18 protein-coding genes are annotated in these 19,980 nt (G+C 67.1%); 8 read left to right on the forward strand and 10 right to left on the reverse strand.

Going from position 1 to position 19,980, the window contains the following annotated elements:
• Positions 1-136: 136 nt before the first annotated feature.
• The 4 genes from sthA (at position 137) to G6N43_RS19925 (ending at position 4,449) form a co-directional block, all read left to right on the forward strand.
• The gene (sthA, locus tag G6N43_RS19910) at positions 137-1,543 is read left to right on the forward strand and encodes a Si-specific NAD(P)(+) transhydrogenase (protein WP_179968045.1); all 1,407 of its coding nucleotides are present in this window, start codon (positions 137-139) and stop codon (positions 1,541-1,543) included.
• A gap of 152 nt (positions 1,544-1,695) precedes the next feature.
• A complete protein-coding gene (locus G6N43_RS19915; RefSeq protein ID WP_083156260.1) occupies positions 1,696-2,664 on the forward strand; it encodes a proteasome assembly chaperone family protein in 969 nt (322 codons plus the stop codon).
• Between the two features lie 32 nt (positions 2,665-2,696).
• Positions 2,697-3,719, forward strand: a complete 1,023-nt coding sequence (locus tag G6N43_RS19920) for an alpha/beta fold hydrolase (RefSeq protein WP_083156258.1) — start codon at positions 2,697-2,699, stop codon at positions 3,717-3,719.
• Positions 3,720-3,762: 43 nt separating this feature from the next.
• Complete coding sequence (locus G6N43_RS19925; protein ID WP_083156257.1) at positions 3,763-4,449, forward strand: PhzF family protein; 687 nt, start codon at positions 3,763-3,765, stop codon at positions 4,447-4,449.
• 9 nt (positions 4,450-4,458) lie between these two features.
• On the opposite strand, the gene nrdR is transcribed toward G6N43_RS19925, so the two are convergent.
• Together nrdR and G6N43_RS19935 are read right to left on the reverse strand one after the other, a co-directional pair.
• The gene (gene nrdR, locus G6N43_RS19930; RefSeq protein ID WP_083156255.1) at positions 4,459-4,929 is read right to left on the reverse strand and encodes a transcriptional regulator NrdR; all 471 of its coding nucleotides are present in this window, start codon (positions 4,927-4,929) and stop codon (positions 4,459-4,461) included.
• A gap of 162 nt (positions 4,930-5,091) precedes the next feature.
• Positions 5,092-5,541: a LysM peptidoglycan-binding domain-containing protein gene (locus G6N43_RS19935; protein ID WP_083156254.1), complete on the reverse strand. Its 450-nt coding sequence runs from the start codon at positions 5,539-5,541 to the stop codon at positions 5,092-5,094.
• Positions 5,542-5,749: 208 nt separating this feature from the next.
• On the opposite strand from G6N43_RS19935, the gene lexA reads away from it, so the two are divergent.
• Positions 5,750-6,451 carry a transcriptional repressor LexA gene (gene lexA / locus G6N43_RS19940; protein ID WP_083156253.1) on the forward strand — a complete coding sequence of 234 codons (702 nt, stop codon included), beginning with the start codon at positions 5,750-5,752 and terminating at the stop codon, positions 6,449-6,451.
• Here the strand turns inward: lexA and G6N43_RS19945 are convergent.
• Positions 6,448-8,472 carry an LGFP repeat-containing protein gene (locus G6N43_RS19945; RefSeq protein WP_083156251.1) on the reverse strand — a complete coding sequence of 675 codons (2,025 nt, stop codon included), beginning with the start codon at positions 8,470-8,472 and terminating at the stop codon, positions 6,448-6,450. The two genes, lexA and G6N43_RS19945, sit on opposite strands and share 4 nt — an antisense overlap.
• A gap of 199 nt (positions 8,473-8,671) precedes the next feature.
• Between G6N43_RS19945 and G6N43_RS19950 the strand changes: the two genes are divergently transcribed.
• Together G6N43_RS19950 and mbp1 are read left to right on the forward strand one after the other, a co-directional pair.
• Positions 8,672-10,966 carry a molybdopterin guanine dinucleotide-containing S/N-oxide reductase gene (locus tag G6N43_RS19950; RefSeq protein ID WP_083156249.1) on the forward strand — a complete coding sequence of 765 codons (2,295 nt, stop codon included), beginning with the start codon at positions 8,672-8,674 and terminating at the stop codon, positions 10,964-10,966.
• A 92-nt stretch (positions 10,967-11,058) separates the two neighbouring features.
• Entirely contained in the window at positions 11,059-11,298 is a 240-nt protein-coding gene (gene mbp1, locus G6N43_RS19955) for a microaggregate-binding protein 1 (RefSeq protein ID WP_083156247.1), read from the forward strand.
• A gap of 65 nt (positions 11,299-11,363) precedes the next feature.
• On the opposite strand, the gene hflX is transcribed toward mbp1, so the two are convergent.
• From hflX to G6N43_RS19980, 5 genes are read right to left on the reverse strand one after another with little or no spacing between them, the layout of a single operon-like run.
• Positions 11,364-12,779, reverse strand: a complete 1,416-nt coding sequence (hflX, locus tag G6N43_RS19960; protein ID WP_083156245.1) for a GTPase HflX — start codon at positions 12,777-12,779, stop codon at positions 11,364-11,366.
• A 45-nt stretch (positions 12,780-12,824) separates the two neighbouring features.
• A complete protein-coding gene (dapF, locus tag G6N43_RS19965) occupies positions 12,825-13,697 on the reverse strand; it encodes a diaminopimelate epimerase (protein ID WP_083156243.1) in 873 nt (290 codons plus the stop codon).
• 4 nt (positions 13,698-13,701) lie between these two features.
• Positions 13,702-14,610: a tRNA (adenosine(37)-N6)-dimethylallyltransferase MiaA gene (gene miaA / locus G6N43_RS19970; RefSeq protein ID WP_083156241.1), complete on the reverse strand. Its 909-nt coding sequence runs from the start codon at positions 14,608-14,610 to the stop codon at positions 13,702-13,704.
• Complete coding sequence (locus tag G6N43_RS19975; RefSeq protein WP_083156239.1) at positions 14,607-15,293, reverse strand: class III extradiol ring-cleavage dioxygenase family protein; 687 nt, start codon at positions 15,291-15,293, stop codon at positions 14,607-14,609. Before G6N43_RS19975 ends, miaA begins: the two co-directional genes overlap by 4 nt.
• A gap of 9 nt (positions 15,294-15,302) precedes the next feature.
• On the reverse strand, positions 15,303-16,190 hold the full coding sequence (locus G6N43_RS19980; RefSeq protein ID WP_083156237.1) for a DMT family transporter: 888 nt from the start codon (positions 16,188-16,190) through the stop codon (positions 15,303-15,305).
• A gap of 163 nt (positions 16,191-16,353) precedes the next feature.
• Here G6N43_RS19980 and G6N43_RS19985 point away from each other — a divergent pair, with 163 nt between their 5' ends.
• Positions 16,354-17,676: a DUF349 domain-containing protein gene (locus G6N43_RS19985; protein WP_110810507.1), complete on the forward strand. Its 1,323-nt coding sequence runs from the start codon at positions 16,354-16,356 to the stop codon at positions 17,674-17,676.
• Between the two features lie 13 nt (positions 17,677-17,689).
• Here G6N43_RS19985 and G6N43_RS19990 read toward each other — a convergent pair whose 3' ends face one another.
• Together G6N43_RS19990 and miaB are read right to left on the reverse strand one after the other, a co-directional pair.
• The gene (locus G6N43_RS19990; RefSeq protein WP_083156235.1) at positions 17,690-18,289 is read right to left on the reverse strand and encodes an Rv2732c family membrane protein; all 600 of its coding nucleotides are present in this window, start codon (positions 18,287-18,289) and stop codon (positions 17,690-17,692) included.
• Positions 18,277-19,830 carry a tRNA (N6-isopentenyl adenosine(37)-C2)-methylthiotransferase MiaB gene (miaB, locus tag G6N43_RS19995; RefSeq protein ID WP_083156335.1) on the reverse strand — a complete coding sequence of 518 codons (1,554 nt, stop codon included), beginning with the start codon at positions 19,828-19,830 and terminating at the stop codon, positions 18,277-18,279. Before miaB ends, G6N43_RS19990 begins: the two co-directional genes overlap by 13 nt.
• Positions 19,831-19,980: the final 150 nt, after the last annotated feature.

Consider the following 19,980-nt stretch of genomic DNA (forward strand, 5'->3'; position numbering starts at 1 on the left):
TCATCGGAGGGGCTAGACGCCGGTCAGGCGCGCATACCGGGCGGAAGTTGGGAACAGACGATTAATTTGACGTGCCGTTGACGCTTGTCGACGTGCAAGTTTTGCGCAACCGGCGTACACCTTTCCCATGGGTTCCATGCTCGAGTACGACCTCGTCGTCATCGGTTCAGGTCCTGGCGGCCAGAAGGCCGCGATCGCCGCGGCGAAGCTCGGCAAGACGGTGGCGGTGGTCGAACGCGGCAGGATGCTCGGCGGCGTCTGCGTGAACACCGGAACCATCCCGTCGAAGACGCTGCGTGAGGCCGTCGTCTACCTGACGGGCATGAACCAGCGGGAGCTGTACGGCGCGAGCTACCGCGTCAAGGAGAAGATCACCCCCTCCGACCTGCTGGCCCGCACGTCCCACGTGATCGGCAAGGAGCAGGACGTGGTGCGGTCGCAGCTCATGCGTAACCGCATCGATCTCATTCAAGGTCACGGTCGGTTCATCGACGCGCACACGGTGCTGGTCGAGGAGCCCACTCGAGGCGAACGCACCACGGTTAGCGGCGAATTCATCGTCATCGCCACCGGCACGAAACCGGCCCGCCCTGCCGGCGTCGAGTTCGACGAAGACCGTGTTCTGGACTCCGACGGCATTCTCGACCTGAAGTCGCTACCGGCCACCATGGTGGTCGTCGGCGCCGGTGTGATCGGCATCGAGTACGCATCCATGTTCGCCGCCCTCGGTACCAAGGTGACCGTGGTCGAAAAGCGGGACAACATGCTCGACTTCTGCGATCCCGAGATCGTCGAGGCATTGAAGTTCCATCTGCGCGACCTCGCGGTGACGTTCCGCTTCGGCGAGGAGGTGACCGCCGTCGACGTCGGCGCCGCGGGGACCGTGACCACGCTGGCAAGCGGCAAGCAGATTCCGGCCGAGACGGTGATGTACTCCGCGGGCAGGCAGGGTCAGACCGAGCACCTCGACCTGGCCAACGCGGGCCTGGAACCCGATGCGCGTGGGCGCATCACGGTCGACAGCAACTTCGTGACCTCGGTCGACCACATCTATGCCGTGGGAGACGTCATCGGGTTCCCGGCGCTGGCCGCCACGTCGATGGACCAGGGCAGGTTGGCCGCATACCACGCGTTCGGTGAACCCGCCAAGGGCATGACCGACCTACAGCCGATCGGCATCTATTCGATTCCCGAGGTGTCCTACGTCGGCGCCACCGAGGTCGAGTTGACGCGCAATGCGATCCCCTACGAGGTCGGGGTGTCGCGGTATCGCGAGCTGGCCAGGGGCCAGATCGCCGGCGACTCCTACGGCATGCTCAAACTGCTCGTGTCGACGGACGACCTGAAGCTGCTCGGCGTGCACATTTTCGGCACGAGCGCCACCGAGATGGTGCACATCGGGCAGGCCGTCATGGGCTGCGGCGGGACGGTCGAGTACCTCGTCGACGCCGTGTTCAACTACCCCACCTTCTCCGAGGCCTACAAAGTCGCGGCGCTCGACGTGATGAACAAGCTGCGCGCGCTGAATCAGTTCCGCACGTAATCGCAGGCTCCTGGCGCCCAACCACACAGCCGCACAGAATTGGGCTGAACTTTCGATGCATGGGTGCGAGGCGAACGGGAACGCAACATAAGCCACACTGGTTATGACGATGAGAAGAAGTTCATCGACAGACCGTGGAGGAGGCGAGAACCATGGCGGACCAAGCGGATCAGCCCGAGCAGCACTACCAGCCGGATCAGACCGGCATGTACGAGCTCGAGTTCCCCGCACCCCAGCTGACCTCGCCGGATGGTCGGGGCCCGGTGATGATCCACGCGCTTGAGGGTTTCTCCGACGCCGGGCACGCCATTCGGCTGGCGGCCCAGCACCTCAAGAACACTCTGGACACCGAGTTGGTCGCCTCGTTCGCCATCGACGAGTTGCTGGACTACCGGTCGCGGCGCCCGCTGATGACCTTCAAGACCGACCACTTCACCCATTACGAGGACCCCGAGCTCAGTCTCTACGCATTGCGTGACAGCGTCGGCACGCCGTTTCTGCTGCTTGCCGGATTGGAGCCAGACCTGCGTTGGGAGCGTTTCCTCACCGCCGTGCGGCTGCTGGCCGAGCGGCTCGGCGTGCGCCGCGTGATCGGTCTTGGCGCCATCCCGATGGCCGTCCCGCACACCCGGCCCATCACGCTGACGGCGCACTCCAACGACAAGGAGCTCATCGCCGAACACCAGCCGTGGGTCGGCGAGGTGCAGGTGCCGGGCAGCGTGTCGAACCTGCTGGAGTTCCGGATGTCGCAGCACGGATACGAGGTCGTCGGCTTCACCGTGCACGTGCCGCACTATCTGGCCCAGACCGACTACCCCGCCGCCGCGGAGGTCCTGCTGGCCGAGGTCGCCAAGAGCGCGTCACTGCAGATTCCGCTGGAGGCGCTGGACGCCGCGGGCGCAGAGATCCTGATGAAGATCAACGAACAGGTCGAGGCCAGCGCCGAAGTGGCCCAGGTGGTCGCCGCGCTGGAACGACAGTACGACGCGTTCGCCGCCGCCCAGGAGAACCGGTCACTGCTTGCCAACGACGAGAACCTGCCCAGCGGCGAGGAGCTCGGTGCGGAGTTCGAGAGGTTCCTGCGGCAACAGGACAAGGGCAAGGACGACGACGTCAGATAGCGCCACTCCGTGAGGGCAGCTAAGTTGTCGCAATGGCCGCGCGAACGACCAACCTGCGCCCCGTCCGGGAACTCACACCCGAACTGGAGTTCCGCACCATCCACGGGTACCGGCGCGCATTCCGGACCGCGGGATCCGGACCCGCGATCCTGCTGATCCACGGCATCGGCGACAACTCCACCACCTGGGAGACCGTCCAGTCGAAGTTGGCGCAGCGTTTCACCGTCATCGCGCCGGATCTGCTGGGCCACGGCAGGTCGGACAAGCCACGCGCCGACTACTCGGTGGCCGCTTACGCCAACGGCATGCGAGATCTGCTGAGCGTGCTCGACGTCGACAAGGTGACGGTGGTCGGGCACTCGCTCGGCGGCGGCGTGGCGATGCAGTTCGCCTACCAGTTCCCGCAATTGGTCGAACGGCTGATCCTCGTGGGCGCAGGCGGGGTGACCCAGGACGTCAACATCGCATTGCGGGCTGCTTCGCTGCCGATGGGCAGTGAAGCACTGGCACTGCTGCGCCTACCGATGGTCCTGCCCGCGCTGCAGGTCGTCGGGCGGGTCGCCGGTGCGGTGTTCGGGTCGACCGGGCTGGGGCGCGACATTCCCGACGTGCTTCGGATCCTCGCGGACCTGCCGGAGCCGACCGCGTCGTCGGCGTTTGCGCGCACACTGCGCGCCGTCGTGGACTGGCGCGGTCAGGTCGTCACGATGCTGGACCGCTGTTATCTGACCCAATCCGTTCCGGTGCAATTGATCTGGGGATCCCGCGACTCGGTGATACCGGTCAGCCACGCCCGCATGGCACACGCCGCGATGCCCGGCTCGCGGTTGGAGATCTTCGAAGGGTCCGGACACTTCCCGTTCCACGACGACCCCGACCGGTTCGTCGAAGTGGTGGAGCAGTTCATCAGTTCCACCGAACCCGCCGTCTACGACCAGGACTACCTCCGCGGACTGCTGCGCGAGGGCCGCAGAACGGATGAGATCTCCGGTTCCGTCGACACGCGGGTCGCCGTCCTCGACGCGATGGATCACGACGAACGCAGCGCGACCTAAGAACTCTTTCGGTAAGCACGCAGCCAAGAAGTAGCATCGGGCCATGGCCATCGATGTGACAGTGCTGCGGGTGTTCACCGACCCCGAGGGGAACTACGGCAATCCGCTGGGTGTTGTCGACAACAGCACCGTCACCCCCGCCGATCGCCAACGGATCGCTACTCAATTGGGTTACAGCGAAACGATTTTCATCGATCTGCCGCAAACCGGAACCAGCACTGCACACGCCCGGATCTTCACACCGGCGGTCGAATTGCCCTTCGCCGGCCACCCGACTGTGGGCGCGTCGTGGTGGCTGCGCGACCAAGGGCATCCCATCAAGACGCTTCAGGTGCCCGCCGGCATCGTGCAGGTCACCTACGACGACGATCTGGCGGCCGTCAGCGCACGTGCGGAATGGGCACCGGACTTCGCGATCTACGACCTTGCCTCTGTCGACGACCTGATGGCGGCCGATCCGTCTGACTACTCCGACGACGTCGAACACTACCTGTGGACCTGGCTCGACGAACCGGCCGGAAAGATCCGCTCCCGCATGTTCGCCAGCCATCTCGGCGTTCCCGAGGACGAGGCCACCGGCGCCGCCGCGGTCCGCATCACCGATTACCTCAGCCGCGATCTCGAGATCGTGCAAGGAAAGGGTTCGGTGATCCACACCCAGTGGAGCCCCGAGGGCTGGGTGCGAGTTGCAGGCCGCGTCGTCAGCGACGGGACGAAGCAGATCGATTGACGGGCCGGATCAGCCCTGCGCCGGCTGCGGCGACTTGCGGTGCTCCCGCAGCGCCTGGATCTCGCGCTCGAAGTCCTCTGCGGAGGTGAAGCCGCGGTAGACGGAGGCGAAGCGCAGATACGCGACCTCGTCGAGCTCCCGCAGCGGGCCCAGTATCGCCAGCCCCACCTCATGGCTGGGCACCTCCGGCGAACCGGTGGCCCGCACGGCGTCCTCCACCTGCTGGGCCAGCAGGTTCAGTGCATCGTCGTCGACGTCGCGACCCTGGCACGCGCGGCGAACGCCCTTGACGACCTTCTCCCGGCTGAACGGTTCGGTGACACCGCTGCGCTTGACCACCGCGAGCACCGCGGTCTCCACCGTGGTGAAGCGACGACCACATTCCGGGCACGACCTGCGACGTCGAATCGCCTGGCCCTCGTCGGTTTCACGCGAATCCACCACCCGGGAATCGGGATGACGACAGAACGGACAGTGCATCACCGCTCCTTCGCCGCGCCAACAAACGACTAACCCGAACGCCTTCGAGCGTACCTGCGCGGGGGTCTGCCAGCCCAGATTCGTGTTGATTGGCACAAAGTCCGTTGCTGCGCTTCCGAATGTCCTTGTGCGGCCTGGATTTTCACCGCTCACGACACACCGTCAGGCGATCGGCGCGATAAGCGTCTGGCCGGCGTGGACCGCCACGGAGTCGAGTTGGTTGAGTTCGCGGATCCGGTCGACGACGCGGCTCACCGGGGCATCGGGCGCTACCCGGCCCGCGACCTGCTGCAGCGTCTCGCCCGTCTGCACCTGAACCACCGCGAGACGGTCCGGTACGGCGGCGGATTCACCCATGACACCGCCGAACTGAGCCACGAGCCCGAGCCACACGGTGATCCCAGCGGCGACCATGGCCAGCAGGACGGTGGTGACCGGGGTGATCGGCCGCCGCCGGTGGGCGACGCGCGATACGGCGACGCCGGAGCTTCGGTATTTCATCGGCGCGCCGCCCGGGCGTCGCGAGGACGGCCGCCGCCGTGCGCCTGCAGGCCGGATACCCTGCCTGACCACCGGTGCCGCCTGGATGTCCCGCGTGTCGAGAATTGTCATCTTCCTGCCTTCCGGTTCAAGATCGTTCGCTCTTGTGTTCGAACATACTCGCTCACGTGTTCGATTAATAGAACATGTGATCGAACTGTTGCCAAACGATATCGCGGGCCACCGACAAGTTTTGCCGCCCAGATCTCGCCCACCGGGACAGACGACACGCGTCGAACACATGTTTGATTAATCGGCCGCCGGGGGCTACATTCGCGCCATGGACTCCAGCAGCGATACCCCGGGCGGCACAGACGGCACCGGCGGGCGCGGTGGGCTCGATACGGGTCTCACCGAGCGTCAACGCACCATCCTCGACGTCATTCGCGCCTCGGTGACCAGCCGTGGCTATCCGCCGAGCATCAGGGAGATCGGCGATGCGGTCGGTCTGACGTCAACCTCGTCGGTGGCCCACCAACTGCGCACGTTGGAGCGCAAGGGGTACCTGCGGCGCGATCCCAACCGCCCGCGCGCTGTGGACGTCCGCGGCGCCGACAGTCCGCCCTCGATCGTCCCCACCGAGGTCGCGGGTTCCGATGCTCTTCCGGAACCGACGTTCGTGCCTGTGCTCGGCCGTATCGCCGCCGGTGGCCCGATCCTGGCCGAGGAGGCCGTCGAGGACGTCTTTCCGCTACCGCGTGAACTGGTCGGCGAGGGCTCGCTGTTCCTGCTCAAAGTCGTCGGCGACTCGATGGTCGACGCGGCGATCTGCGACGGCGACTGGGTCGTCGTGCGTCAGCAGAACGTCGCCGACAACGGTGACATCGTCGCCGCGATGATCGACGGTGAAGCGACGGTGAAGACGTTCAAGCGCACGCGCGGTCAGGTGTGGCTGATGCCGCACAACCCGGCCTTCGACCCGATTCCCGGCAACGACGCCGCCGTGCTGGGCAAGGTCGTGACGGTGATCCGCAAGATCTAGCTGTCCTCGGCGGGAACGAAGCCGTTGATTACCGCGAGTTCCTCACTCACGAACCAGATTTCGGCATCGGCGTCCTCGTACTGTGGACTGTCGGGCGACCAGTAGACACCCAACTTGGTGTTCGCCTTGACCGGGAATCCCTCCGGCGGCTCGTTCGGGTCCTCGAGCGGAAGATGGAATGCCATCTGCTGCTCGGGTTCCTCCTCGATCTCGATCCGTGCGTGTCGCCCGGTATCGGTGAGGGAATCGCGCTTGATTGCGGGGGGCGCAACGGTGACGACGCGCGTCGGTGCGGTGTCGACCGCGTCCGGATCTTCGTCGTCTCCGGATTCGTCGGTCTCTTCGACGTGGTCGCGCGGCTCGTCCTCCTCGGCACGTGACGGCGCACCCCACGGGTCGTAGTCGGCGTGTGCACCGTCGTCTTCATGAGACAGGTCGTCTTCATGGGACGGGTCGTCCTCGTGTGGCGCGTCAGGCGTCAGATCCTCGCCGGCCGGCGATGTGCCCAGTCCCCCGCTGGCGTAGCGATCACCGAACATCGCGACGGCGTATTCGTCGTCGGGTGTCATCTGCTCAGACGCACTGGCGGTGCCGTAGGCGTGGTCGGGCTCGCCCCCGAACCGCGCGTCCTGGCCGACAAATGAGCCGTCCGCCGCGAACGGATCCTCACCTTTGCGCCGCCGCAGGAACAGCGCCACCAGCAACGCCGAGACGAGTGCCACCACCGGTACCAGAGCCAGCAGCCACCACCAGCTTAATTTGAACCACTTGCTGCCCTCGGAATCGGATGCCTGCGAGGTGCTCGGCTCGCCCGGTGCGGTCTGCCCCGGAACCTCGAGGCCGGACAGCTCCGACGCCAGATTGGCCGGTTCGGTGCTGAACTTGTTCGTCGAGCGATCCCAATTGATCACGCCGCCGCTGAAGCGCTGGGTGATGACGTTGCCGGACTCGGTCTGGTCGGCCACTGGTGCGCCCAGCGCGCCCTTTGCCCCGTCCAGCTTGTCCCAGGCCGCTGCCATCGCGCCGCGCACGATCACGGCGCCGTATTCGGGCGTCCAGAAGATGACGGGCTTGTCGTCGGCCGCGAAGGTGACCATGCGGCTCTCCGTGGTGTAACCGCCGTCGACCTCGTTGGTCACGGGCCATCCCAGATCGCCCTCGGGCCCGCCCACGCTCTCGTACTTCGCGAGTACCTGCTTGGTCATGACATTCGCACCCGTGGCAGGCGTGTAGAAGATCGCTCCCCCGGCGAAGTTCTGCCGCTGCCCGTCCTTGCCCACAGGGATCGGCGCGCCTTCGGCCGCGCCCAGGGGTCCCAGCGATCCCCCCGCCGCGCGCCGCGCGGCATTGATCGCGGCGACCGGGTCATCGGGGATCTGCAGATCGGCCAACTGAGCGGCCAGATCAGGCGGAACCGTCGTGAAGGTCTTCTTCTTCAGGTCGTACGACACCTCGCCGTTGGTGAACTTCTGCGAGACGACGTCGCCGCGGAAGACCTCGTCCTCAGCGGGCACACCGAGGGCTCCCGACGAGCCACCGAGCTTGTCCCACGCCGCGTTGATCGGGCCGCGAACGACTCGTGCACCGGTCGCCGGGGTGAAGAAGATAACCGGATTGTCTGAGGCGCTGAACGTGCTGTTCAGGCTGTCCGGCGCCCGTCCTGGACCCTCGTCGATGGTGGGGAAACCGAGATCGCTGTCGGCGGGACCGCCCAGCGATTCGTACTTCTCCAAGATCGCGCCGCGCACGAAATGCGCGCCAGTCGCAGGGGTGAAGAAGATCTTGCCACCGGCGAAGTTCTGGCCGAACCCCTCACCGATGGGATAGACGTCGCCGTTTCTGGGACCCAGCGGGCCGCCGTCGCCTCCGCTGGCTTCCCACGCCGCCGTTATCGCAGCATTCGCGTCGGCTTCCGGCTGCGCCGACACCATCGGTGCCAGCAATACAGCCATCGGCACCGCCAGCAAACCGACGATCACCCGACTGATCATCGTGCGGCGCCGACTCTTCTGGCCGCTCATTCACCCTCCTGCGGTCGGCGGAAATTCAATGAAAAGCATCGCGCCCGTCAACTGTCCTTTAGATGCTGTAAATAACCAAGGAACACGCCCATTCTTCGGAGAAAATACCCCGGTCATACCGAAAAGCTTTGGATCTCGCGCTGCGAGGCGCGAAATCGCGTTGCGCAGCACATCGCGCACCGCCCTAAACTCGGGATTCATGCGCCCCGGAACGACAAGCCTCGCGCACTGGGGCGCTTTCAACGCGAGCGTCGATTCCGGCGAAATCGCCTCCGTCACGCCGTTTGACGGCGATATGGATCCGTCTCCGTTGTTGGGGAATCTGCCCGGATCGATTCGCCACCGATCCCGAATTGCCACACCGGCGGTGCGACGGGGTTGGCTGCGGGACGGCCCCGGCCCCACCAGCGCGCGCGGCGCCGACGAATTCGTCCGCGTGTCATGGGATGAACTGACCGAATTGCTCGCCGACGAACTTCGCCGCGTCGTCGATATTCACGGCAACGAGGCAATATACGGCGGCTCATACGGATGGGCCAGCGCGGGTCGCTTTCACCACGCGCAAAGCCAGGTGCACCGCTTTCTGAAATTCCTTGGCGGCTATACCTTTTCGCGCCACTCCTACAGCCTGGGCGCGACGGGTGTCATCATGCCGCGGGTGGTGGGCACCCACGACGATCTGTTCAAGCGATCCACCGAGTGGGAAGTCATCGTGAAGCACACCGAGCTTCTCGTGTGCTTCGGCGGGCTGGCACTGAAAAACACCGCCATCAATCACGGTGGCACCACCGGACATCCGGCCCGCGACGCGCTGCGACGATTCCGCGACAAGGGAGGCCGCATCGTATCGGTGTCACCGCTGCGCGACGACGTCGACGGCGACTGTGAATGGCTGGCGCCGGTACCGGGTACCGATGTCGCCATCATGTTGGCGCTCGCCCATGTACTGGCCACCGAATCCCTGGCCGACCGGGACTTTCTGAGGGACTACTGCACCGGCTACGAACGTTTCGAGCGCTACCTGCTCGGCGTCGACGACGGAGTACCGAAGTCGCCGGAATGGGCCTCGGCGATCTGCGGTCTACCGGCCGAGACGCTCGTTGCGCTGGCCCGACGGATGGCCACGTGCCGCACGATCGTCACCGTCAGCTGGTCGCTACAGAGAACCAGGCACGGCGAGCAAGCACCCTGGATGGGACTCACGCTGGCGGCGATGCTCGGTCAGATCGGCGTTCCCGGAGGCGGTTTCGGTCACGGCTACGGGTCGATGAACGAACCGGGTCTACCACCGCTGCGCTGCCGGTTGCCCGCACTGCCGCAGGGACTCAACCCGGTCCAGACGTTCATCCCCGTTGCGGCGATCAGCGACATGCTGCTGCATCCGGGCGAGCAGTTCGACTACAACGGCAGGCGTTTGACCTACCCCGACATCAAGCTTGTCTATTGGGCGGGCGGCAACCCGTTTCACCATCACCAGAACATCCCGCGATTGCGCCGGGCGCTCGGCCGGGTGGACACGGTGGTGGTGCACGAACCGTACTGGACGGCGATGGCCAAGCACGCCGACATCGTGGTGCCGTCGACCACGTCCTATGAACGCGACGACTATTCGGGTTCGCGCAACGACCCGTTGTTCATGGCGATGCCCGCGCTCACCGAGCCCTACGCAGAATCCCGCGACGACTACACGACATTCGCGGAGCTGGCCGAGAGGCTGGGATTCGCCGAACAGTTCACCGAAGGTCGCACCGCCAGGCAGTGGCTGGCGCACCTCTACGACAAATGGGCCGCCGGACTGGATTTCGTGGTGCCGACCTTCGAGGAGTTCTGGCGGCTCGGTCGGCTGCGGCTCCCCACCGAGTCCGGAATCACGCTGCTGGACGACTTTCGCGCCGATCCCGTCGCAAACCGGCTCGGCACACCGAGCGGACGCATCGAGATCTTCTCCGAGGACATCGACGGATTCGGCTACGACGACTGCGCCGGGCACCCCAAGTGGTACGAGCCGTCGGAGTGGCTCGGCGGCCCACGCGCAGCGACCTACCCCCTGCATCTGTTGGCCAACCAGCCGGCATCCCGGTTACACGGCCAGCTCGACGGCGGCGCGACCAGTCAGGCGTCGAAAGTTCAGCAGCGCGAGCCGATCCGGATGCACCCGGCCGACGCGGCAGACCGCGGGTTACGCGACGGCGATGTGGTGCGCGTCTTCAACGACCGCGGTGCATGTCTGGCGGGCGTCGTGATCGACGACCGTCTGCGCCCGCGCGTCGTCCAACTGTCGACCGGTGCGTGGTTCGACCCACTGGACCCGTCCGATCCCGACGCCATGTGCGTCCACGGAAATCCCAACGTGCTCACCGACGATGTCGGTACCTCATCGCTCGCCCACGGATGTACCGGTGCACACGTGCTCGTCGAGGTCGAGAAGTTCGACGGCGAGCTGCCGCCGGTCACGGCGCATGAACCGCCGGTGATCGTCGCGCATCGGCCGTGACCTGACTTCGTGACGTAGCCCACCGCGGGTTTAGCAACTCCTCCGTCCGGGGATATATCTCAGCACCTCGACACTACAAGGAGGAAAACCCCATGTCGGAGAACAACAGCGGTCCGGAAGAAGCCATCAAGGGCGTCGTCGAAGGCGTCAAAGGCAAGGTCAAAGAGGTTGCAGGCGCCGTCGCCGGCCGCGACGACCTCTACCGGGAGGGCCAGGCCCAGCAGGACAAGGCCGACGCGCAGCGCGATGCCGCCAAGAAGGAAGCCGAAGCCGAGGCTGCCCGCGGCGCCGCCAAGACGGCCGAGAAGCGCCAAGAGGCCGAGCAGCACTAGCTCAACCGACCTCAGTCGGCAAAGGTCCCCGAATCATGTTGATTCGGGGACCTTTCGGCTGTCGCTCAGAACGTCGAGTATTCGCTCAAGCTGGCCGCCAACGGAATCGGCACGCGAGCCTTGATCCTCGTCCCGTCGGCGGTGTGCTCAGTGGCATCCACCCGGCCGTCGGCATGCACCTTGTTGACCAGATCGCCGCGGTCGTACGGAATCGTCACATCCACGACCGCGTCTGTGGGAGCGATCATTTCGGCCATCCGCTGCTGCAGCCGCGTCAGACCCTCACCCGTGCGCGCGGAGACGAACACCGCCTCCGGCAACGCCCGCCGCAACTGCGCCAGCGCGAGATCGCTTGCAGCGTCAATCTTGTTGACCACCACCAGTTCCGGCGCCGGCTTGCGCTCGTGGTCGACGACCACCTCGTTGACGACCTTGCGCACGGCGTTGATCTGCGCCAACGGATTCACGTCGGAGCCGTCGACGACGTGAACCAGCAGGTCGGCGTCGACGACCTCCTCCAGCGTCGACCGGAACGCCTCCACCAACTGGGTCGGTAGATGTCGCACGAATCCGACCGTGTCGGTCAGGACGAATGGCCTGCCGTCCGCGAATTCCCCACGGCGCGTTGTCGGTTCGAGGGTCGCGAACAACGCGTTCTCCACGAGCACACCCGCACCGGTCAACGCGTTGAGCAAGCTCGACTTGCCCGCGTTGGTGTAGCCCACGATCGCAATCGACGCCACATCGCTCGCCAGCCGACGGCTGCGCTGGGTGTCGCGAATCGTCTTCATGTCCTTGATCTCGCGGCGCAACTTGGCCATTCGCTCACGGATACGCCGACGGTCGGTTTCGATCTTCGTCTCACCGGGGCCACGCAGACCCACACCGCCGCCGCTGCCACCCGCACGTCCACCGGCCTGCCGCGACATCGACTCGCCCCAACCGCGCAGCCTGGGCAGCATGTACTCCATCTGCGCGAGCGTGACCTGCGCCTTGCCCTCGCGGCTTGTGGCGTGCTGGGCGAAGATGTCGAGAATCAGTGCGGTGCGGTCGATGACCTTGACCTTGACCGCCTTCTCCAGCGCGGTGAGCTGGGCCGGACTCAGTTCGCCGTCGCAGATCACGGTGTCCGCGCCGGTGGCCAGCACGACTTCGCGCAACTCCTGAGCCTTGCCCGAGCCGATGTACGTCGCGGGATCGGGCTTGTCGCGGCGCTGGATCAGCCCCTCGAGCACCTCAGAGCCTGCGGTCTCGGCAAGGGCGGCAAGCTCGGCGAGGCTCGCGTCGGCGTCGGCCGCGCTGCCCTCGGTCCACACCCCAACCAGCACAACGCGTTCGAGCCGCAGTTGGCGGTACTCGACCTCGGAGACATCGGCCAACTCGGTCGACAAACCGGCCACACGGCGCAGCGCTGTGCGGTCTTCGAGGGCGAGTTCACCCGCGCTGGGTGTCTCGTTGAGAGGGAATTTCGGATACGTCATAAGCGAATAGAGCGTTGCATGGTCATCGCGTCACATGCATCTGATTTAACGTTGCGCAGCACGCCACCATTCCTCGGACAACTCGCCGTGGGCCACCAGAACCGACGGACCACGGAGGTAACTGCTCGCGTCGGTGACCGTGACGGTGACCTCCCCGCCGGGGATGTGCACCCCCAACGTGCCGGTGGTCGCACCCCCGTACGCCAGCGCAGCCACGGCCGCGGCGACGGTTCCGGTACCGCAGGACCGCGTTTCGCCGACACCCCGTTCGTGTACCCGCATCGACACCGCACCATCCACCGGCGCCGTCAACACCTCGATGTTCACGCCTTCCGGAAACTGCGCACGGTCGAACGACACCGGCGCCGCCACGTCGAGCGCGGCCAGGTCATCGAACGTCATGACCGGATCGACACAGGCGAGATGCGGGTTGCCCACGTCGATCGCCAGGCCCGCAAACGGCCTGCCTCCGACGATCGCCTCACCGGTGCCCAACTGGTTGGCCTTGCCCATCTCGACGGTCACGACGGCACGGGTGGCGTCCCAGTCGTGCAGCACCACCGGCCGTGGCCCGGCCAGGGACCCGACGACGAACTCGTCACGGCTTTCCAAGCCGGACGCCCGCAGGTAGTGCGCAAAGACCCGGACCCCGTTGCCGCACATCTGCGCGATCGATCCGTCGGCGTTGCGGTAGTCCATGTACCAGTCGTCCGGGGCCACACCCTCGGGAATCCGCTCGAAGACGCCCGCTGCCTGCGCGGCCGCCGCCCTGGTCACCCGCAGCACACCATCGGCGCCCAGTCCCCGGCGACGGTCGCACAGCGCAGTCACCGCGACGGGCGTGAGCGTCAGCCCGCCTTCGGGGTCTGGCAACACCACGAAGTCGTTCTGGGTGCCGTGCCCTTTGGCGAACTTCACCTGTTCAGGATACGTCGCGCCAGACGCGCAGGGTTTCCTCGACGAGGTCGCCCGCCGCACCGTCGAACCAGGTGATGCGGTGGTCACGACGGAACCACGACCGCTGCCTGCGTACGTAGCGGCGGGTTCCGAAGAACGTCGGTTCCTGCGCCGCCGATCCGTCGCCGCCGCTGTCGAGGTCGGCGATCACCTGGGCATAGCCGAGCGCGCGGGAGGCCGTCACGCCCTCGCGCAGGCCACGATCCAGCAGCCTGCGCACTTCGCCGACCAGTCCGTCGAGGAACATCTTCCCGGTCCGCACGGTCAGCCGCTCATCGAGAAGTGTTGTCTCCCAATCAAGTCCGATGATCGCGGTGTCCCATCGGGGGGCACCGATCGTCGGGAAGGACGCGGCGAAAGGGCGTCCGGTCAGTTCGACGACCTCCAGCGCGCGAACGATGCGCCGTCCGTCAGTGGGCAGGATCGACGCGGCGGCATCGGCGTCGACGTTGGCGAGTTCACGATGCAGTTCGGCGACGCCCACCTCAGCGAGCCGCTGTTCGTACCTGGCCCGCACCGTGGGGTCCGTCGCCGGGAAGGTCCACTCGTCGAGCAGCGACTGGATGTACATCATCGATCCGCCGACCACGATCGGCACCGCGCCGCGACCGGCGATGGCCTCGACGTCGGCGGCGGCGGCCTGCTGGTAGCGCGCCACGCTGGCGGTTTCGGTCACGTCGAGCACGTCGAGCTGATGGTGCGGGATGCCGCGGCGCTCGGCGACGGTCAGCTTCGCCGTCCCGATGTCCATACCGCGGTAGAGCTGCATGGCGTCGGCGTTGACGATCTCGCCGCCGACGCGTTCGGCCACCGCGAGCGCCAGCGCCGATTTCCCGGTTCCGGTCGGGCCGACGATCGCGATCGGTCGGGTCATGGCTGCCAGACGCCGACGAAATAGCCGACGCCGTAAGGCGCGCCGCGGTACAGCTCCTTCACCGACCGGGGTGCCGGGCCGGCCAGCCCGGCCAGCACCTGGTAGGCCACCCGGCCGACGATCGTCTCCGGCAGCCGTGCGAGCACGGCCGCATCGCCCGCCGCAAGGGCGTCGTCGAGGGCGGCCTGGACGGGGATCGATTCGGGGTCGTATCCGCCCGGCGCGGGCTGAGTGAGCGTGTGCGCGCCGTCCGCGACGATCAGCACACCCACCGGATCGGCGGCCTCGTCGATCTCTTCGCGCAGCCGTCTCCCTAAAGCCAGGGCCGCTTCGGCGTCGTGCTCGTCGGCGTAAACCCGCACCTCGGCGTGCGCATCGGGCGCGACCCAGCCCCGCACCCAGCCGGCGATCAGCGCGCACAGCGGCAGCTCGGTCGGTGCGTCGCCGCGACCGGGCGCCAGCGCAATCGGCACATCGACGCCGTAGCCGGCGAAGGTGCCGGTCCGCCTGGGTCCCACCACCGAATCAGTCCGGCCCACTCCGACGGCGACCCACCGGCCCGGCAGCGACCCCGCGGCGGCGAAGGCCGCCTCCCTCAGTTCGGTCAGCTCGGCCGCGGCACCGGAGGCCAGTTCGGGCACCATGACGGGCGCCGACGGGATGATTGCGATGGCACTGAGCACGTGACCACGCTAATGCCGCGTCGCACGGTCGCCTGAGCTGGCCGCTTCACCGCGGGCCAGCGCGCCCGTAGAGACGATCATCATCGCGACGGCGACGATCAGGGTCAGCCAGCCCGCGTCACCTGGCCGCAGCGTCTCGCCGAGTACGACGATTCCGAGCACCGACGCCACCACCGGTTCGGTGACGGTCATGGTCGGCAGCGACGCGGTAATGGCCCCGGCGCGGAAGGAGAACTGCTGCCATGCGGTCCCCGCGACCGCGATGGCCGCCCAGACATACAGCTCCGGTGTGCGCAGCAGCGCGATGACGCCGTCGTCGAGGCGATCCACCACACCCTTCGTCAGCACCGCGAACACCCCCCACAGCGCACCGGACACGACGGCCAGCAGCACCGCGCTCAGCGGGCCCTTCACCATGCTGCCGCCGATCACGCACGCCACCAGCAGGGGGCCGAGTACCGCTACGACCACCGCCCACGTCTCGAACGACGCGCGGGCGTGCCCCGCGGTCGGATTACCGACGGTGACGATCACGACGACCGAGGCCGCCAGCAGCACCGCCCACCCCCATTCCCACAGCGTCACCCGACGCTGAGCCATTCGGGCGTGGATCGGCAGCGCGAACAACAGCGAGGTCACCAGAATCGCCTGCACCAGCAGCACCGAGCCCAACCCCAGCGCGGCGGCCTGCAGCCCGAATCCGACGCCGGCGACCAGGCTGCCCAGCCACCACTGGCGGTCCTTGAGCAACTGCAGGAACAGCTCGGCATGGCCGACCGGTTCGTCGGTGACCGCGTTCGCCTGGCGTTGATGCATGACGTCGCCGATCGCGACGAAAAAAGCGGCGCCGAGAGCAAGCAGTGCGGCGATATCCGCATGCTGATCCAGGGCCGCCATCGAGATCCTTTCGTCGTAGTCGAACAGAGCCTAGGCAGGACGCATCGCTAAAGCCGTGCGCACGCCGCGCGTCAACCTGTTTGAATAGCGTGCGAAAGCGAGCTATCAGGCGCCGCGTCGCGCGGCAGGTGCGCGGATCACCGCGTGGAGGGTACGAGACGAAATGACGATCAGCGAGCCAGGAGGGCAGACCTCCTCGCCAAAACCCGCTCCCCGGCCAGGACCGCCGCGTCCCGTCCCACGGCCCGGCAGGCCGGCGCCGACGATTGCGGCGCCTCCGTCCAGTGACCCGCACCGGTTCGGCAGAGTCGACCCCGATGGGACGGTGTGGTTGATCACCGGTTCCGGTGAGCGCGTCATCGGATCGTGGCAGGCGGGCGACCCCGAAGCCGCGTTCGCGCATTTCGGTCGACGCTTCGACGACCTGCACACCGAAGTGGCGCTCATGGAGAGCCGCCTCGAGTCCGGGACCGGGGACGCCCGCAAGATCAAGGCGGCGGCGGCGGCGCTCGCCGAAACCCTGCCGGATGCCCATGTCCTCGGCGACGTCGATGCCCTCGCCGCTCGGCTGGCCACCATCGTCGAACACGCCGACGAAGCCGCACAGGCCGACAAGGCCAAACGCGAGGAACACCGCGCCGCGCAGCTGGCCCGCAAGGAGGCGCTGGCCGCCGAAGCCGAGGAGCTGGCCACCAACTCGACCCAGTGGAAAGCCGCGGGTGACCGCCTGCGCGAAATCCTCGACGAGTGGCGCACCATCACCGGCCTGGACCGCAAGACCGACGACGCGCTGTGGAAGCGATACTCCGCGGCCCGGGAGGCGTTCAATCGCAGGCGCGGTTCGCATTTCGCCGAACTCGACCGCGAACGTGCAGGCGCCCGGCAGGCCAAGGAGGCGATCTGCGAACGTGCGGAGGCGTTGGCCGACTCCACCGACTGGGGACCGACGGGCGCGGCGTTCCGGGAGCTGCTGACCGAGTGGAAGGCGGCCGGGCGGGCGGCCAAGGACGTCGACGACGCGCTGTGGGCGCGGCTCAAAGCGGCCCAGGACAAATTCTTTTCGGCGCGCAACGCGGCGACCGCCGAACGCGACAGCGAGTTCCGCGCCAACGCCGAGGCGAAGGAGAAGCTGCTCGCCGAGGCCGAGAAACTCGACACCAGCGACCTCGACGCGGCCAGGGCCGCGCTGCGGGTGATCGGCGAGAAGTGGGATGCGATCGGCAAGGTGCCACGCGAGCGGGGTGCCGAGCTGGAACGTCGACTGCGCGCGGTGGAGAAGAAGATCCGCGACGCCCCAACGGGTGGTGTGGACCCGGAGGCAAAGGCGCGGGCAGACCAATTCCGCGCTCGCGCAGAACAATACGAGCGTCAGGCCGAGAAGGCCGCGGCCGCCGGGCGGGAGAAGGACGCCGCTGAGGCCCGCGCCAACGCCGAGCAGTGGCGGCAGTGGGCCGACGCCGCCGCCGAAGCCCTAGGCAAGCGCTGAGGCTGGTCAGTCGTCAGGCCGGCCCGTCGTCGGGCTTGTCCTCGTCGATATCGTCGAGGAGGCCTTTGCGCTGCTCTTCGGCGACGCGGCGACGGCGCTCCTCCTCGGCGGCGAGCTGAATGGCGGTGCGCACCCAGACCGCACGCGCCCAGTGATAGGTGATTACCATGACCGCGAGCCAGGCGACGATCAGCCCGATACCGGGGCCGGGATAGCTTCCCGGCGCGGTCTGTCGCGACCACACCGCCAACACACCGAGCAAAGAGGCCACCGTCGACCCAGCCAGTGCGATCCACGCCAGCGCCCAACGCCGCGTCAGCAGGGCCAGCATCGAGAAGCCGACACTGAACACCAGCGCCAGCCAGACGAACACCCGCAGTGGCAGGGTGATCCCCTCCCGGACAGCCACCTCGCCGCCAGTGAGGACGTCGATCCCCTTGGCGGCGCCAGTATGCGGCAGCACGAACGACACCAGCAGCACGAACACGCCGATGGCGATGACCAAAGCGCGTGCGCCGGGGTCGATTTCGCGTGCGATGCGGCGTTCCGCCGCCTCGATGTCGCCCTTGAAACTCTCGAAGTCGCCGTTCTCTGGCTTGCTCACCGGCTGCACCCGGTGGACATCTGCGGCTCGGTGGGCGCGCCGATGCCGGGCATGCCGAGCCCGACGCCCGTGCGTGGTCGCTCCCCCGCGGCGTGGGCGTCACCGGCACGGGTGCGCCGGTGCGAGTCGATCGCGGAGTCGGCGATCAGGTGATGCGGCGCGGCGCCGGTGATCGTCGTGGTGACGATGTCACCGGGCCGGATCTCGCGGCCGTCGGGGTTGAAGTGCACGAGCCGGCCGTCGCGCGCCCGCCCGGACATCCGCGCCGTCGCGGCGTCCTTACGGCCCTCCCCCGTGGCGACCAGCAGCTCGACGGCGCGTCCGATCAGCGCCGTGTTCTCCTCTAGCGAGATGCGCTCCTGAAGTTCGATCAGGCGGTGATACCGCTCGGCGACAACATCTTTGGGCACCTGCCCGTCCAGCTCGGCGGCAGGGGTGCCGGGACGCTTGGAGTACTGGAAGGTGAATGCGCTGGCGAATCGCGCCCGCTCGACGACGTCGAGCGTGGCCTGGAAGTCCTCCTCGGTCTCACCGGGGAATCCGACGATGATGTCGGTGGTGATCGCCGCATGCGGGATGGCGGCGCGCACCCGGTCGATGATGCCGAGGTAACGCTCGGCACGGTAGGACCGCCGCATCGCCTTCAGGATCCGGTCGGAGCCCGACTGCAGCGGCATGTGCAGTGTGGGGCAGACGTTCGGCGTCTCGGCCATCGCGTCGATCACGTCGTCGGTGAACTCGGCGGGATGCGGGGAGGTGAAACGCACCCGTTCCAGCCCGTCGATACGTCCGCACGCACGCAGCAGTTTGGCGAACGCTCCCCGATCGCGCGACTGGTCCGGATCGGCGAAAGACACACCGTAGGCATTGACGTTCTGCCCCAGCAGGGTGATCTCCAGCACGCCCTGCTCGACCAACGAGGTCACCTCGGCGAGAACGTCGGCCGGCCTGCGGTCGACCTCCTTGCCGCGCAACGCCGGCACGATGCAGAACGTGCAGGTGTTGTTGCAGCCGACGGACACCGACACCCATGCGGCATAGGCGGACTCGCGGGTGGCGGGCAGTGCGGACGGAAACTCCTGCAACGCCTCGACGATCTCGACCTCGGCGGCCCTGTTGTGGCGGGCGCGCTCGAGCAGCGTCGGCAGCGAACCGATGTTGTGGGTGCCGAAGACGACGTCGACCCACGGCGCGCGCTTGAGGACGGTGTCGCGGTCCTTCTGCGCCAGGCATCCGCCGACGGCGATCTGCATATCGGGGTCGGCCTGCTTGCGCGGCGCCAGATGGCTGAGGTTGCCGTACAGCTTGTTGTCGGCATTCTCGCGGACCGCGCAGGTGTTGAACACGACGACGTCGGCGTCGGCCCCGTCAGCGGCCTTGCGGTATCCCGCCGATTCCAGCAACCCCGCCAGCCGCTCGGAGTCGTGGACGTTCATCTGGCAGCCGTAGGTGCGGACCTGATAGGTACGCGCCGACGGGCACTCAGGCGCGGAGTCGACGGCGTCGGTCTGGCGAACACCACTGCCCGCGGTCGCCTCTCGCGTCGCCATCGAAGTCACGGCCACCATGGTACGGACAGGTCAGAACGGGGATTTGTGCGGATTCACGAGTTCCAGGCATGGCTGGCTCTACCTGGGTAATGTCTGCACCCATGGAGGCAGGCGGGTCGGAAGTGAAAGAGGTCGATCCGACTCCGGGGG

This window comes from Mycolicibacterium moriokaense (assembly GCF_010726085.1).
Lineage (GTDB): Bacteria > Actinomycetota > Actinomycetes > Mycobacteriales > Mycobacteriaceae > Mycobacterium > Mycobacterium moriokaense.

Excerpts from the sequence above, each read along its gene's own strand:
- G6N43_RS19950 (WP_083156249.1), top strand. The coding sequence starts at position 8,672 with ATGCGCCCCGGAACGACAAGCCTCGCGCACTGGGGCGCTTTCAACGCG.
- G6N43_RS19925 (WP_083156257.1), top strand. The coding sequence starts at position 3,763 with ATGGCCATCGATGTGACAGTGCTGCGGGTGTTCACCGACCCCGAGGGG.
- lexA (WP_083156253.1), top strand. The coding sequence starts at position 5,750 with ATGGACTCCAGCAGCGATACCCCGGGCGGCACAGACGGCACCGGCGGG.
- miaA (WP_083156241.1), bottom strand. The coding sequence starts at position 14,610 with ATGACCCGACCGATCGCGATCGTCGGCCCGACCGGAACCGGGAAATCG.
- nrdR (WP_083156255.1), bottom strand. The coding sequence starts at position 4,929 with ATGCACTGTCCGTTCTGTCGTCATCCCGATTCCCGGGTGGTGGATTCG.
- G6N43_RS19935 (WP_083156254.1), bottom strand. The coding sequence starts at position 5,541 with ATGACAATTCTCGACACGCGGGACATCCAGGCGGCACCGGTGGTCAGG.
- G6N43_RS19915 (WP_083156260.1), top strand. The coding sequence starts at position 1,696 with ATGGCGGACCAAGCGGATCAGCCCGAGCAGCACTACCAGCCGGATCAG.
- sthA (WP_179968045.1), top strand. The coding sequence starts at position 137 with ATGCTCGAGTACGACCTCGTCGTCATCGGTTCAGGTCCTGGCGGCCAG.
- hflX (WP_083156245.1), bottom strand. The coding sequence starts at position 12,779 with ATGACGTATCCGAAATTCCCTCTCAACGAGACACCCAGCGCGGGTGAA.
- mbp1 (WP_083156247.1), top strand. The coding sequence starts at position 11,059 with ATGTCGGAGAACAACAGCGGTCCGGAAGAAGCCATCAAGGGCGTCGTC.
- G6N43_RS19980 (WP_083156237.1), bottom strand. The coding sequence starts at position 16,190 with ATGGCGGCCCTGGATCAGCATGCGGATATCGCCGCACTGCTTGCTCTC.
- G6N43_RS19945 (WP_083156251.1), bottom strand. The coding sequence starts at position 8,472 with ATGAGCGGCCAGAAGAGTCGGCGCCGCACGATGATCAGTCGGGTGATC.
- G6N43_RS19920 (WP_083156258.1), top strand. The coding sequence starts at position 2,697 with ATGGCCGCGCGAACGACCAACCTGCGCCCCGTCCGGGAACTCACACCC.
- G6N43_RS19985 (WP_110810507.1), top strand. The coding sequence starts at position 16,354 with ATGACGATCAGCGAGCCAGGAGGGCAGACCTCCTCGCCAAAACCCGCT.
- miaB (WP_083156335.1), bottom strand. The coding sequence starts at position 19,830 with ATGGCGACGCGAGAGGCGACCGCGGGCAGTGGTGTTCGCCAGACCGAC.